This is a genomic window from Streptomyces sp. NPDC006259 (assembly GCF_042870975.1).
In the GTDB taxonomy this organism is placed as follows: domain Bacteria; phylum Actinomycetota; class Actinomycetes; order Streptomycetales; family Streptomycetaceae; genus Streptomyces.
In genome coordinates, this window is record NZ_JBIAHY010000002.1 from 723,871 (window position 1) to 738,135 (window position 14,265).

Consider the following 14,265-nt stretch of genomic DNA (forward strand, 5'->3'; position numbering starts at 1 on the left):
GACATTAAGACAAACACGGGAATGTTAACATTGCAACATGGAGCAGATGCACGTCATGGACGCGGTGGCCCCCGCCCGCCGTCGCGGACTGGCCGACGAGGTCGCCGACCGGATCCGGGAGGCGATCTTCAGCGGCGTCTACCCCCCCGGGGCACCGCTGCGCGAGGTCGAACTCTCCGGCGTTCTGCGGGTCAGTAGAGGTCCGGTGCGTGAGGCTCTGCGCGTACTGGAGCGCGAGGGACTCGTGCACTGCGCCTGGCACCGCGGCACCGTCGTCACCACGCTGTCCGCCGAGGACGTCGCCGAACTCGACAGTCTGCGCGGCGCGCTGGAGGACCTCGCCGTCCAGCAGGTCATCGCCCACGCCTCCGAGGAGGACCTCGCCGCCATCGAGAAGGCGGCCGACGTGATGGAGCACACGACGCACCCGCACGACATGGTCCGCCTGGACATCGCCTTCCACGACACCGTCTTCGCCGCCACCCGCCACCAGCGTCTCACCGCGGCCTGGGAGGCCATCCGCTGCCAGGTCCACCTGTTCCTGCTGACCCGCATCGGCCTCAGCACCGACGGCTACCTCGGCTGCATCCCCCAGGAGCACCACGCACTGGCCGCCGCCCTGCGCGCCCGCGACCCCCAGGTCGCCCTCCCCCTCTTCGCCGCCCACCGCCGCCACGCCGTGGACGTCGTCACAGGTACGTCGAACCCAGCCTGAGGACCGGTCCGCCGGCATCTGGGCGCCCCCAGCGTTGATGTATTCCGTGCGTTTTCGTCACCGCCCGCCCCGGCAACCATGGACATGTGCGACGACAGCCGGTCACAGGTAGCCGGCGTACGGCCGGCACCGCTCGACCGGTCCGCCGCTTCGTCAGGCCGCGCCGCCGACGAAGCGATCCCGCGCCGCGCAGGAACCACGTCCCGTGTGTCCCCGAAGGCCGGCCGGGCCCGGGTGCCGTCCCGCAGATCGCGGCCGGTGGGACGGGTGAGCCGCGTCGACAGCCACGGACACACTCCCGGTCCCGGACGCACCACGGCGCGAGGAGACACGGCACCCCGTCCGGCCCGGCCGTGGCCACCCGGGACGTCGATCTCCCGGTCCAGCCGGTCGAGAACGTCCAGCCCGCGCCGCCGAGGGCCGCCGAAGCGGCTCGATGATCTCCATGCCCAGGACGCCGGCCACCCGCTCGTCCCGCCCACCTCGGTCTCCGGTCCCGACCGGGCACGGGACGCGAGTCCCAGGTCCCCGGGCCCTTCCGAGGACCTGCGGACCCCGTCCCTCCGGATGCGACTGGCGCCCGTAAGGTTTTACGTATAACCTCTTCCGCTAATCACCGCTCCGGAAAGGCCCCGATGAGTCGCATCGCCCTGGTCACCCTCGTCGTCGACGACTACGACGAGGCGATCCGCTTCTACACCGAGGCCGTCGGCTTCCGTCTGGTCGAGGACGAGGCGCGTCCCGACGGCTCCCGCTGGGTCGTCGTGCGGCCGGGCGACCACCAGGACGCCACCGGCCTGCTGCTGGCCCGGGCGAAGGACGGGGCCCAGCGCTCCCGCGTCGGCGACCAGACCGGCGGCCGGGTCGGGTTCTTCCTGCACACCGGCGACTTCGCGGGCGACCACGCCCGGATGAGCGCCGCCGGCGTGACCTTCCTGGAGGAGCCCCGTCACGAGCCGTACGGCTCCGTCGCCGTCTTCCAGGACCTGTACGGAAACCGCTGGGACCTGCTCCAGCCCGCCGGCTGACCCCGCGGACCCGACCGGCCCCCATCGCACCCCGCCCCACCGCCCCGCTCTAGGAAAGTCGCACCATGAACGCTACGCGCGTAGACGCCGCCACCCTCCGCCGGCTCCCCAAGGCCGTCCTGCACGACCACCTCGACGGCGGTCTGCGCCCCGCCACGGTCGTCGAGCTGGCCGAGGCGGTGGGCCACACCCTGCCCACCACCGACCCGGAGGAACTGGCCGCCTGGTACTTCGAGGCCGCCAACTCCGGCGACCTGGTCCGCTACATAGCGACCTTCGAGCACACCCTCGCCGTCATGCAGACCCGCGACGGCCTGCTGCGCACGGCGGAGGAGTACGTCCTCGACCTGGCCGCGGACGGCGTCGTCTACGCCGAGGTGCGCTACGCCCCCGAGCTGATGCTGGACGGCGGCCTGACCCTGCCCGAGGTCGTCGAGACCGTCCAGGAAGGCCTCGCGGCCGGTATGGCCAAGGCGACCGCCGCCGGCACGCCCGTCCGCGTCGGGACCCTGCTGTGCGGCATGCGGATGTTCGACCGCACCCGCGCCACCGCCGACCTCGCGGTCGCCTTCCGGGACGCAGGCGTCGTCGGCTTCGACATCGCCGGCGCCGAGGACGGCTTCCCGCCCGCCGACCACCTGGACGCCTTCGAGCACCTGCGCCGCGAGAACGTCCCCTTCACCATCCACGCCGGCGAGGCCCACGGCCTGCCCAGCATCCACCAGGCCCTCCAGGTCTGCGGCGCGCAGCGCATCGGCCACGGTGTGCGCATCACCGACGACATCGTGGACGGCAAGCTCGGCCGTCTGGCCGGCTGGGTGCGCGACCGCCGTATCGCTCTGGAGATGTGCCCGACGTCCAACCTCCAGACCGGCGCCGCCACCTCCATCGCCGAGCACCCCATCACCGCGCTGAAGGACCTCGGCTTCCGCGTCACCCTCAACACCGACAACCGTCTGGTCTCCGGGACGACGATGACCCGGGAGATGTCGCTGCTGGTCGAGGAGGCGGGCTGGACGGTCGAGGACCTGCGGACCGTCACGGTGAACGCCCTCAAGAGCGCGTTCATCCCGTTCGACGAGCGCGAGGCCCTCATCGAGGACGTCGTCCTGCCGGGCTACGCGGCCGCGCTCTGAAGCAGCCCGCGCACGTACGCGGCCTGTCCGACGTGCTGGAGGTCGTCGGACAGGACGCTCACGAGGCGTACCCCGAGGGTGACCGGCGGGTCCCAGCGCTCGTCCACGACGCGCTCCAGGTCCGCCGCGCCCGTCCCGCGCAGCGCCTGGAGCGTCTGCGCGTGGACGGCGTCGTGGTACCCGGTCAGCAGGTCGCCGTCGGTGACCCGCACCTTGGCGACCTCGGCCGAGCTGTGCCCGTACCCGGTGTCCCGGCGTGGCAGGTCCAGGCCGAACCGTTTCTCCCAGTCCTGTGACAGCCACACCTGATCGAGCCCGAAGGCGTCGGCCACGTGGTCGTCCTGGACGCGGGTGAGGTGCCAGACCAGCCAGGCGACCGAGTTGGTGTCGGCGCTCGGGCGGGCGTCGAGGTCGTCGGGGTCCAGGCCGTCGACGACGGCGTGGACCTCTTCCCGGACGCGGCCGTAGCCGTCGATGAGGATGTCCTTCGCATGCATACGTCCACCATCGCGCACCCGCCGCCCCGGCGCCGCCTCTTCGCCGGACCCCGACCCGGACCCCTATCCGCCGCGTTCCGTCTCCAGCAGCGCCATCAGCGCGCGTGCCGCCGGGCTCGTGGCCTGGGAGGGCGGCAGCAGGGCCACGGTCTCGTACACCACCTCGCCCGTCCCCTTGAGGGGCAGCGCGGTGAGCGCCTCCCGCTTGTGCCGGAAATGGCGTGGTACGACGGCGATGCCGAGGTTCTCGTCCACCAGGTCGAGCAGGCTGTGCACGTCGTTGACCTCCAGCGAGACCGTGCGGCGGACCCCGGCCGCCGCGAAGGCCGCGTCGGTGGCGCGGCGCGGGCCCCAGTCGGGGTGGAAGTCGACGAAGACCTCGTCGGCGATGTCGGCCGGGGTGAACGCGGCGGCGGCGCCGGTGAGCCGGTGGTCACGATGGCACAGGACGTACATCGGCTCGCCCGTCAGCGACGCCGAACGGAGCTGGTCGCTGTCGGCCTGGGTGCGGTAGGCGAAGGCCAGGTCCAGCCGTCCGGCGGCCACCTCCTCGGCGAGCGCGCCCGAGCCGGACTGCCGCAGCCGGATCTCCACCTCCGGGTGGCGCCGCCGGAACGCGGCCAGCAGCCTCGCCACATGGACTCCGGCGATGCACTGCTCGGTGCCCACGGAGAGGGTGCCGCGCACCACGCCCTGCACGGCCGCCACCGCCTCGTGCGCGGCACGCACCTGCGCCAGGATCCGTTCCGCCTCCGCCAGCAGGGCGCGGCCGGCCTCGGTCAGCGTCACCCGTCGGGTGGTACGGACGAACAGGGGCGCGCGCAGCTCCCGCTCGAGCGCGCGGATGGACGCCGACAGGCCCGACTGGGAGACCATCAGGCGTTCGGCGGCTCGGGTGAAGTGCTGGTCCTCGGCGACCGCGACGAAGTGCTGGAGGTGGCGCAGTTCCATGATTGAGAAGCCTATCCGCTGAATTCCATCGGATTCTTCTGTTGGACCACTGCCCGCGGGCGGGGCGAGAGTGGGTGACGGTCCGGTGAACCGATCTACGGTTGCCGTGCACCGATCTTCCGTGCCAACCCCTCCTGGAGTCGCGTTGTACACCGCACACCCCGACCGCTACGCGCACATGCCTTACCGGCGCGCCGGACGCAGCGGCCTGAAGCTCCCCGCGCTCTCGCTCGGACTGTGGCACAACTTCGGGCCCGACCGTGCCGCGGAGACCCAGCGGGCCATCCTGCGCCGCGCCTTCGACCTCGGCATCACCCACTTCGACCTGGCGAACAACTACGGTCCGCCGCCCGGCGCCGCCGAGTCCGCGCTGGGCGAGTTCCTCAAGGCCGACTTCGCGCCGTACCGCGACGAGCTGGTGATCTCCACGAAGGCCGGCTATCTGATGTGGCCGGGCCCGTACGGCGAGTGGGGCTCGCGCAAGTACGTGCTGTCCTCGCTGGACCAGAGCCTGCGGCGGATGGGGCTGGACTACGTCGACGTCTTCTACTCGCACCGCCCCGACCCGGAGACTCCGCTGGAGGAGACGATGGGCGCCCTGCACTCCGCGGTCCAGCAGGGCAAGGCGCTGTACGTCGGCGTCTCCAACTACTCGGCCGAGCAGACCCGCGACGCCGCCCGCATCCTGGGCGAGCTGGGCACCCCGCTGCTCATCCACCAGCCGCGCTACTCGATGCTGGACCGCCGTCCCGAGAGCGAGGGCCTGCTGGACGCGCTGGACGAGCTGCAGGTCGGCTCGATCGTCTTCTCCCCGCTGGAGCAGGGCGTCCTCACCGCCCGCTATCTCGACGGCATCCCGGAGGACTCGCGGGCCGCGAGTGACAGCCCCTTCCTCAACTCCGACGCGCTCACCGGCGAACTGGTGGGCAAGCTGCGCGCCCTCGACGACATCGCCAAGTCCCGCGGCCAGTCGCTGGCCCAGCTCGCCCTGGCCTGGGTGCTGCGCGGCGGCCGGGTCACCTCCGCCCTGGTCGGCGCGAGCAGCGCCCGGCAGATCGAGGACAGCGTCGGGGCGCTGGACAACCTGGACTTCGCAGCGGACGAGCTGGCCCGTATCGACGCGGTGATCAACGGCTGAGCCGATCCGTCGGGCGGACGGTGACGACCTCGCCCTCCTCTTTCCGACGGCCTCGCGCACTCCGGTCCGACGGGGAGTTCGTGGACGACGCCCCCGAGGGCCATGAACGAATTCCGGAACGCATCTCCGTCGAGGTTCCGCGGATCCTGACCGGTCCGCGGATGCCGAAGTCATGGACGGACTCCGGCCGGATCACCTGGGCCCCGCCGTCCTTGTCGGGGCTCCCGGACGGGAGGGCGGTGAATTCCGCTTCCCCCTTTCCGCGGTCGGTCACGGCGTCCCCCACCCGCGGCGATCTTCCGGCCTTCTCGGGAATGACCGCCGCGAGCGGAGGAATTCCTCGGTCACGCCCCTGCGGGCATCCGGTCGAGGAATCCCAGCACGGAGAGGATGCGGTCGTCGGCGTCCAGTGTGATCACGTCGGACCCGGCCACCGGCGCAGAGCCGTCCGCCTCGCTCACCAGCTCCCAGGAGAAGCGGGCCGTGTCGTGGTGCCCGTCGACCCTGCCGGTGAGCCGGAAGGCGAAGCCGGGAAACTGCGCCTGCGCGGCCGCGATCAGCGCCGTGATTCCCTCGGGACCGCGGACGTCGGCGAGGGGATCCGTGTAGCTGCCCCGCGGGGCCCAGGCCTCGGCGACGGTCTTCGCGAGGGTCTCGGGCTCGCGGGCGTTCCACGCCTCGAAATAGCGGGTGACGGCGTTCTGGTAGCGGTCGGTCCGAACGGTCATCGGAAATCATCCCCAAAGAGGTCGTCGATCCTGGTCAGAACCCGGATTCGGTCGTCGCCGATCCGGTGTGACCACCTTGCCCGCACCCGGTCGGCGGGTCGATTACCCCTCGGGTAATGACGTCGTCCCGTCACGCCCGCCGCATTTCGGCCATGAACGGCGGGGAATATGCCAAGAGACTGGCCAAAAAAGCATGGTGACACTGTTTCAGTAGTCAACATACTCAAACGTCAGGGGCAGTTCACCCCACAGGAGCCGCACGGAAAGCGAGGCCCGCACCGGCAGCGAGCGACGGGGAGAAGGACGTGCACGACGAATTCCTGTGCCATGTCACCGCGTACGGAGTGTGCGACGGCCGCCGCATCGGCGTACCGCTCGGCACCTACCGCGCCCCGACGCTGGCCCTCGCCCTGTGGTGGCTGAGGGACCGGGCCTCCTGGATCGCCGAGCGGCTCGACCCGCAGCCGGAGAGTACGCGCATCCCGCCCAGCGCCCTCGTCCCGGTCTCCGACACCGTCCCGGACGTCCCCCGCCTGCTGCGGGCCTGGTGCGCCGACGTCGACCGGCAGGAACTGGTCGCCGAGGAACTCGCGGGCGGGCGGCTGGTACGGATCGCCGCCAGCGACGAGACCACCGAGTACGAGCTGCTCGCCGAGTCGGTCGACGCCCTGCGCATGCAGCGGACCATTCCGCCGCTCGTGATGCCGGTCGGCTGAAGGAGGCCGTCCACGATGCCGGTCGGCTGAAGGAGGCCGTCCACGATGCCGGTCGGCTGAAGGTCGCCCACGGACGGTCGGCCGAGGGTGCCGGTGACGGGGATCGGCTGGGGCCGCCCGCCGCCGGGACGGCCCCGCCGGATCCCCCACACGGCGCATCAGGGTGCGAATCGATAGAATTCCGGCATGGCGGAACGGCCGGGCACGTCCACTGCCCCCGAACTCGTGCTGGAGACCGAGACGGGCACCACGGTCATGACCCCGAGCCACCCCTACCGCGTCGGCCGCGACCCCCTCAGCGACGTCGTCCTCGACGACGCCCGCGTCTCCTGGCACCACGCGGTGCTGCGGCCCGAGGGCGACCACTGGACCCTCGCGGACGAGGACAGCACCAACGGCACCTACGCCGACGGCCGCCGCGTCCACGAGTGGGGCATCGGCCCCGGCACGGTCCTCCGCTTCGGCAGCCCGGACGACGGCCCGTGCGCCGTTCTGACGGGCCGCCCGCCGCCCGCCCCGCAACGCCCCTCCGCGGTGGCCGAACCCGCCCTGACCGGAACGTTCCGGCGCCCCACCACCGTGCACCCGCTGCCCAGCCGCACCGTCCGCATCGGCCGCGCCCGCGACAACGACCTGGTCCTCGACGACCTCGTCGTCTCCCGGTACCACGCCGAACTGCGCGCCCTGCCCGACGGCGGCTACGAGATCGCCGACCTCGGCAGCCACAACGGCACCTACCTGGACGGCCTGCCCGTCACGGCAGCCCCGCTCGGCCCCGGAGCCATCGTCGGCATCGGCCACTCGGCGCTCTGCCTGGTCGGCGACGAACTCCAGGAGTACGTCGACACCGGCGAGGTCACCCTCGACGTGCAGGACCTCACCGTCGCCGTCGACCACGGCCGCAAGATCCTCCTCGACCACGTGTCGTTCCCGGTCGGGGAGAAGTGCCTGCTCGCGGTCGTCGGACCCAGCGGCGCCGGCAAGTCCACCCTCCTCGGCGCCCTCACCGGACAGCGCCCCGCGGACCGAGGCACCGTCGTCTATGACGGCCGCGACCTCTACCGCGACTACGCCGAACTGCGCCAACGCGTCGGCCTGGTCCCGCAGGACGACATCCTGCACGCCCAGCTCACCGTCCGCAGCGCCCTCACCTACGCCGCGGAACTGCGTTTCCCGCAGGACACCGCCAAGGCCGAACGCCGGGCGCGCGTCGACGAGGTCATCCGCGAGCTGGGCCTCGAACAGCGCGCCGACCAGCACGTGCACAGCCTCTCGGGCGGCCAGCGCAAGCGCGTCAGCGTCGCCCTGGAGCTGCTGACCAAGCCGTCGCTGCTCTTCCTCGACGAACCGACCTCCGGACTCGACCCCGGCATGGACCGCTCGGTCATGCACATGCTGCGCGGCCTCGCCGACGACGGCCGCACGGTCGTCGTCGTCACCCACAGCGTCCTCAGTCTCGACGTCTGCGACCGTCTCCTCGTCCTCGCGCCCGGCGGCAGGATCGCCTACTACGGCCCGCCCGACGACGCCCTCGCCTTCTTCGGATTCGTGGACTGGCCCGAGGCCTTCGAGGCCTTCGAACGGGACCGGCACCGCGACTGGGCCGGTGAGTACGCGGCCTCGCCCCTGCACCGCCAGTACGTCGTCGACTCCAGCGCCCAGCCCCTGCTGGCCCGCTCCGACCCGGTCGTCGTCCCCGCGCCGCCGCGCCCGCGCAGCCGTGGTGCCCAGCTCGGCACCCTGGTCCGCCGCTACACGGCGGCGCTCAGCGCCGACCGCACCTTCCTGGCCATCATGATCGCCCTGCCGTTCGTGATGGGGGCCATGGCCCGCGCCCTCGCCGGCAGTCAGCTCACCCGGGACACCGCGATGAACGCGCTGCTGATCCTGTGCGTCGGCGGCGTCCTCACCGGCGCCGCCAACGCCGTACGCGAACTCGTCAAGGAACGCGTGATCTACCAGCGCGAACGCGCCGTCGGCCTGTCCAGATCGGCGTACCTGATGTCGAAGGTCGTGGTCCTGGGCGCGATCACGGTCGTGCAGGCGGTCGTGCTGACGCTCGTCGCCCTGCTCGGCGTGGATCTCCACGCCCCCGGCGGCAAGGGCGTGCTGATGCCCCCACTGGTCGAGATCACCGTCGCCGTCGCCCTGCTCGCCTTCACCGCGATGATGCTCGGCCTGGTGGTCTCCGCGCTCGTGCGCAAGGAAGAGGTGACGATGCCGCTCCTGGTGCTCCTCGCCATCGTCCAGGTCGTTTTCTGCGGCGCGCTGCTGCCGCTGGACGGTGTGCCGGGCCTGGAACAGCTCGCCTGGCTCATCCCCTCCCGCTGGGCGTTCGGCGCGATGGCCGGCACCCTCGACCTCGGGCGGATCGTCCCCGGCGACCTCACCGGCGACCCGTTGTTCGCGCACTCGGCGGGCGTCTGGCTGCTCGACGTGGGCATGCTCGTCGTGCTCTCGGCCGTGTTCGGATACGCCGTCACCCGGCTGCTGCGCCGGCACGAACCGGCCGTGATGCGGAAGTAGGCCCGCGATGACCCGACGTGGACGTGCAAGCGGACCCGCGACGACCCGCCGTGGCGTCGGAACGGACCCCGCGACAGCCCGCCGTGACGCGGAAGCGGGCCCGCGATGACGACCCCCGGCTTCCGGCCCACGCACGTCGTCCCCCAGCAGGGCATGCCCGCCTGGGAGGCCCCCGACCCCGCCCGGCCCACCATGCCCCTCGACCCGCTGCTGCCCGTCCGGCTCGTCGAGCGGCGCGGCGACTGGGGGCACGTCCTGTGCTCCAACGGCTGGTCGGCCTGGGTGGACGGGCGCTACCTCGTCGCCGTACCCCAGGACCCGCCCCTCCCGGACGACACCCTCGCCGCCACGGCCGACCCGCGTCCGCTGCTCGGCCGGAGCGAACAGGCCCTCGCGCGCTACCTGGCCGCCGTCGAGGAACTCGCCGCGGGCGGCCTCGACGGCGAGACCTTCCGCCGTCGCACCCACGGCCTGCGGATCGGCGTGGTCGTCGACGGCGAGTCCGTCTGGCTCTACGACCCCGCCCGGTCCCGCTGGGCGTACGGCGACGGCACCCGGCTCAGCACCTACGCGGCCGACGACCCGCCCGCCGCGGCCCAGGACGACGGCCCGGACGTCGGCCACGCCCCGACCCGCGTCGTGACACCCGACGGTGAAGCCCGATGAGCGAGATCCGATGAGCCGCGAGACGAGCCTGTTCTCCGGCCGGCCCTCCGACCTGATCGGGCGGCAGGTGGCGGGCTACCGCATCGAGCGCGAGATCGGACGCGGTGGCATGGCCGTCGTCTACCGCGCCCGGGACCTGCGTCTGGAACGAACCGTCGCGCTCAAGCTGCTCGCGCCCGAACTCGCCCGCAACGACACCTTCCGCAGGCGTTTCACGCACGAGTCGCAGGTCGCCGCGGCGATCGACCACCCGCACATCGTGCCGGTCTTCGAGGCCGACGAGACCGACGGGCTCCTGTACATCGCCATGCGCTACGTCGCCGGCAGCGACCTGCGCCACCTCCTCGACGGCGGCGGACCGCTGCCGCCGGCCACCGCCGCCAGGATCGCCGCGCAGGTCGCCTCCGCCCTCGACGCCGCCCACGAGCACGGCCTGGTCCACCGGGACGTCAAACCCGGCAACATCCTCGTCGACCGCGGCACCGACAGCGACCATCCCGAGCACGTCTACCTCACCGACTTCGGCCTGACCAAGAAGTCGCTGTCCCTGACCGGCTTCACCACCGTCGGCCAGTTCGTCGGCACCCTCGACTACGTCGCTCCCGAGCAGATCTCCGGCCGCCCCGTCGACGGCCGCTGCGACGTGTACGGCCTGGCCTGCGTCGTCTACGAGACCCTCGCGGGCCACCCGCCGTTCCGCCGCGAGGACGACATGGCCCTGCTGTGGGCCCACCAGTACGACGAGCCGCCCCCGCTCACCGCGACCCGGCCCGATCTGCCGCCGGCCGTCGACGAGGTCTTCGCACAGGCCCTCGCCAAGACCCCCGACGCCCGTCACGCCACCTGCCTCGGGTTCGTCGCCGCCCTGAGGACGTCGCTGCTGGGCGGCCCGCCTCGGCGACACCCGCCGACGGAGGTGGACCGCAGGGTGGCGGCGGCGCCGGGAAAGGACGGCCGGCCCAAGCCCCCGCCCCGCTGGGCGGCCCCGGTGTTCGGACCGGGGGGCGGGTGGGCCTGACGCGATCTCGCCGGAGCGGGGCCGACGCGCCCCAAGAGGCGGCGATCGTGCCCAGTACGGCTGCCGGGCACGGGTCTGGTGCCGCCTCCGGGAGGGAGCGGGCCCGCTGTGGTTCCGCCGGTGGGCGGGGCCCGCGAGGGGTTCGCGTTCCGGCCGGTGGGAGCGTGCGGTCGGTGCGGTCGGTCGTGCGCCGAGGGCGGTGCGGTCGGGGAGGGCGGTCGTGCGCCGAGGCGGTGCTCCCTCTCGCCTGCGTACGCCACGTCCTGGCGTGGGCCGGGTCGATGCGCCGGTCCGTCTCGGAAGGCCCGGCGGGCCCGGTGCGGCCCGCAGGCCGGGTGGGACTGAGGGGCGAGGTCGGCCCCGGTGCGACTCTGGCGAGACAGGGTCCGGTGCGGCTTCGGGGTGCCGGGCCGATCCGGACGTCGACGGGCTGTCGGGTCGGTCGCCGTCGCGCCTACCGGTGGCCGTCGCCCACCCTGCCCCGCCCCCTCCTTCCCCGTGCCGCCAGTCCGCCCAGGAACCCGGCGACCAGTCCCCACAGCGCGGCGAGGCCCAGCGCGGACCACAGCTCGGGGCGCAGGAAGAGGTCACCGGCGAGATCCGTGCCGCCGAGGTCGCTGATGCCGAGCAGCGTCAGGCCGTAGTGCGCGGAGACCCGGCCGACGAGGCCGATCATCAGCACCGCGAGCACCAGCCCCACCGCCATGTGCAGGGCGTGCCGCCAGGCCGGCGTCCGGGCCGGAGAGCGGGCCGCCATGACGAACGCCGCCGCCAGCAGCAGCACCGCGTCCACGGCGACGAGCCACCACACCCGGCCGTCCTGCTCGGTGAGCGTGCGCAGGTTCAGCGTGGCGGTGTCCGAGCCGCGCAGCACCTCGTCCAGGACGTGCGGCATCGGCAGTCCGAACGGCCCCTCCACCCGGCCCTCCCAGGTGGCACCCAGCCCGACGGTGAACGCCAGCCACACGAGGTTGGGCATGCCGAGCAGTACCACCGCGAGGGTCTCCGCGGCACGGCCGCGGGTCGCCGCGGTCACGAGCGCGATGACGACACCCAGCGCGACGCACGCGAGCAGCAGCACGACCATCGCGTACGCCGTCGGCCGCACCGACTCCTGGAAACGCAGCAGCCGCGGCGGCAGCGGAGCCCCTCGGGAGACCAGCAGCGCCAGTGCCAGCACACCGACCAGCCACAGGAGACCGAACAGCATCGTGAGCGGCACGTCGGTGGTGAAACCGGCCCTCGGCGTCACGCCGAACACCTCACCGAGGTCGTGCAGCGTGTCGTCGCCCACGGACAGCGCGAACGTCCGGCGGGCGGTGAGGGCGACGACCAGCAGCGCGAGGAGCCACACCACGGCGATGCGGGCCGCCCAGCCGGCCAGCTCGGCCGCGGAGGCGACCGCCCGGTGCCGCAGCGGACGGAGGAACCCGGCGGCCGTCACCAGGGCACCGGCGAGCGTCACGGACAGCGGGATCACCGTGAGGCCCGCCCGTGTGCCGGCGATCCCGCCGGCGTCCCCCGAGAGTTCGATCGAGCCCCCGACGGCTGTGACGACGGTCGCCGCGACCACCCTCGGGTACGCCCCGGCGGGCAGACCGGTGGCACCGGCCGCCCAGAGTCCGAGCGCGGCCACGATCCCCATGGTGATCAGTGCGGCCAGCGCGGTGGCGACCGCCTGCACCCAGCCGTGACGGGACAGCGCCTGGCCGGAGGGGAGGGTGTGGCTCACCCTCGCCACGCTAGGCAGCGTCGGCCGGCCGCGCCTGCGGAGAGGGCCGTCCGCGTCCACTTGCGGGCCAACCGTCACAAGAGCGCACAATAGGAGTATTGCGGACCAAGCGGCGTACGTCGGCACGCAGTGCGCCGCGGAGACCCACGTCGGGAGTGCTCGTGAGCGTCGAACCGCCGTCCTCCGGCCGCCCCTCCGGCCCGCCTTCCGGCCCGCTGTCCGGCCCCTCGCAGCCTCCCTCCGGGCCGCCCGGACCACCTCCCGGCGGGTCCTCGGGCGGCCCGGCCCCGTCCGGCGGCGCGCCCGGGCCCGGTCGGCCGTGGTGGCGGTCCGCGTCCCGTATCGCGCTGCTGACCACCGCCCTCGTCGTCGCGGCGGCCGTCGCCATCGTCCTGACGACCCGCTCCGGCGGCAATGGGCCGGGCGGCGGCCCGGGTGGCGGCGACAGCGAGGTCTTCCTCCAGGCCGCGGGCAAGACCGGCCCGGACCCCTTCACCGGATCGACGGCCACGGACAGCTCGCCTCCGCCCACCACCACGGGCCCGGCGACCGCCTCCGCGCCCGCCAACGCCGTACGGGGCGTCGACGGCGGCGCCCCCGGACTGTACGGCGGCACCCGCTCCGTGGCCGCCTGCGACGTGGAGAAGCAGGTGAAGGCGCTCGGGGCGGCGCCCGACAGGAACCGGGCCTTCGCGTCCGTCCCGGGCATCGACCCCGCCGAGGTCCCCGCCTACCTGCGCTCCCTCACCCCCGTTCAGCTGCGCATGGACACCCGCGTCACCAACCACGGCTACCGCGACGGCGCCGCCCACCCCTACCAGGCCGTCCTCCAGTCCGGCACCGCCGTCCTCATCGACGCCCACGGAGTGCCGCGCGTGCGCTGCGCCTGCGGCAACCCGCTCACCCCGCCCGTCGCCCAGCAGACCACCCCGAAGCGCGTCGGCGACTCCTGGCCGTCGTACCAGCCCGCGAACGTCGTGGTGGTCACCCCGGCCCCGACGGTGGTCAAGATGTTCGTCCTCTACGACCCCGACGAGGACCGCTGGTTCGCCCGCCCCCGCGGCGACACCGGCACCGCGGACCGGCCCGTCAAGCCCCCGGTGGCGCCGCCGAAACCGTCGGCCACGGTCACCGCGCCGACTTCGCCGTCCACCTCTCCCTCGACCCCGCGGAGCCCGGACGCGCCGGATTCGTCCAGCCCCGCGCCGCCCCCCTCCTCCGAGGAGCCGCCCCCCGCTTCCGAGGAGCCGCCCTCGTCACCGGAGCCGCCCTCGTCACCGGAACCGCCGGGCTCGTCGAGCGAACCGGGGGCGGAGGACTCCAGGCCCTCCGAGGCGGCCGACACCACGTCCCAGGGCGGTTCGCCCCCGGCCCCCGCACGGTCTTCGGCCAGTTCATCCGTGCTGTGAGGCAG

Annotated in this window: 13 protein-coding genes; 9 read left to right on the forward strand and 4 right to left on the reverse strand. The window is 73.2% G+C overall.

Features of this window, described 5'->3' with window-relative positions; all coding sequences use genetic code 11:
- Positions 1-64: 64 nt before the first annotated feature.
- The 3 genes from ACFYO5_RS09170 (at position 65) to ACFYO5_RS09180 (ending at position 2,879) form a co-directional block, all read left to right on the forward strand.
- Positions 65-715 carry a GntR family transcriptional regulator gene (locus ACFYO5_RS09170; RefSeq protein ID WP_388707166.1) on the forward strand — a complete coding sequence of 217 codons (651 nt, stop codon included), beginning with the start codon at positions 65-67 and terminating at the stop codon, positions 713-715.
- A gap of 635 nt (positions 716-1,350) precedes the next feature.
- Complete coding sequence (locus tag ACFYO5_RS09175) at positions 1,351-1,743, forward strand: VOC family protein (protein ID WP_388706023.1); 393 nt, start codon at positions 1,351-1,353, stop codon at positions 1,741-1,743.
- Between the two features lie 65 nt (positions 1,744-1,808).
- Positions 1,809-2,879: an adenosine deaminase gene (locus ACFYO5_RS09180; protein WP_388706025.1), complete on the forward strand. Its 1,071-nt coding sequence runs from the start codon at positions 1,809-1,811 to the stop codon at positions 2,877-2,879.
- On the opposite strand, the gene ACFYO5_RS09185 is transcribed toward ACFYO5_RS09180, so the two are convergent.
- A complete protein-coding gene (locus ACFYO5_RS09185; RefSeq protein ID WP_388706028.1) occupies positions 2,861-3,376 on the reverse strand; it encodes a DinB family protein in 516 nt (171 codons plus the stop codon). The genes ACFYO5_RS09180 and ACFYO5_RS09185 overlap by 19 nt on opposite strands.
- Positions 3,377-3,439: 63 nt before the next feature.
- On the reverse strand, positions 3,440-4,327 hold the full coding sequence (locus tag ACFYO5_RS09190) for a LysR family transcriptional regulator (RefSeq protein ID WP_388706030.1): 888 nt from the start codon (positions 4,325-4,327) through the stop codon (positions 3,440-3,442).
- A 145-nt stretch (positions 4,328-4,472) separates the two neighbouring features.
- Here ACFYO5_RS09190 and mgrA point away from each other — a divergent pair, with 145 nt between their 5' ends.
- Complete coding sequence (mgrA, locus tag ACFYO5_RS09195; protein ID WP_388706033.1) at positions 4,473-5,465, forward strand: L-glyceraldehyde 3-phosphate reductase; 993 nt, start codon at positions 4,473-4,475, stop codon at positions 5,463-5,465.
- A 344-nt stretch (positions 5,466-5,809) separates the two neighbouring features.
- Here the strand turns inward: mgrA and ACFYO5_RS09200 are convergent, their stop codons facing one another.
- Positions 5,810-6,193 (reverse strand): nuclear transport factor 2 family protein, encoded by a 384-nt coding sequence (locus ACFYO5_RS09200; RefSeq protein WP_388706036.1) that lies wholly within the window; start codon positions 6,191-6,193, stop codon positions 5,810-5,812.
- A gap of 305 nt (positions 6,194-6,498) precedes the next feature.
- Here ACFYO5_RS09200 and ACFYO5_RS09205 point away from each other — a divergent pair, with 305 nt between their 5' ends.
- The 4 genes from ACFYO5_RS09205 (at position 6,499) to ACFYO5_RS09220 (ending at position 11,119) form a co-directional block, all read left to right on the forward strand.
- Positions 6,499-6,909: a hypothetical protein gene (locus tag ACFYO5_RS09205; protein ID WP_388706038.1), complete on the forward strand. Its 411-nt coding sequence runs from the start codon at positions 6,499-6,501 to the stop codon at positions 6,907-6,909.
- 186 nt (positions 6,910-7,095) lie between these two features.
- The gene (locus ACFYO5_RS09210; RefSeq protein WP_388706041.1) at positions 7,096-9,435 is read left to right on the forward strand and encodes an FHA domain-containing protein; all 2,340 of its coding nucleotides are present in this window, start codon (positions 7,096-7,098) and stop codon (positions 9,433-9,435) included.
- 105 nt (positions 9,436-9,540) lie between these two features.
- Positions 9,541-10,101 (forward strand): hypothetical protein, encoded by a 561-nt coding sequence (locus ACFYO5_RS09215; RefSeq protein ID WP_388706044.1) that lies wholly within the window; start codon positions 9,541-9,543, stop codon positions 10,099-10,101.
- A 10-nt stretch (positions 10,102-10,111) separates the two neighbouring features.
- Complete coding sequence (locus ACFYO5_RS09220; protein ID WP_388706046.1) at positions 10,112-11,119, forward strand: serine/threonine-protein kinase; 1,008 nt, start codon at positions 10,112-10,114, stop codon at positions 11,117-11,119.
- Between the two features lie 454 nt (positions 11,120-11,573).
- Here ACFYO5_RS09220 and ACFYO5_RS09225 read toward each other — a convergent pair whose 3' ends face one another.
- The gene (locus tag ACFYO5_RS09225; protein WP_388706048.1) at positions 11,574-12,851 is read right to left on the reverse strand and encodes a streptophobe family protein; all 1,278 of its coding nucleotides are present in this window, start codon (positions 12,849-12,851) and stop codon (positions 11,574-11,576) included.
- 161 nt (positions 12,852-13,012) lie between these two features.
- Between ACFYO5_RS09225 and ACFYO5_RS09230 the strand changes: the two genes are divergently transcribed.
- Positions 13,013-14,260, forward strand: coding sequence for a DUF6777 domain-containing protein (locus ACFYO5_RS09230; RefSeq protein WP_388706050.1), 1,248 nt, complete (start codon positions 13,013-13,015; stop codon positions 14,258-14,260).
- Positions 14,261-14,265: the final 5 nt, after the last annotated feature.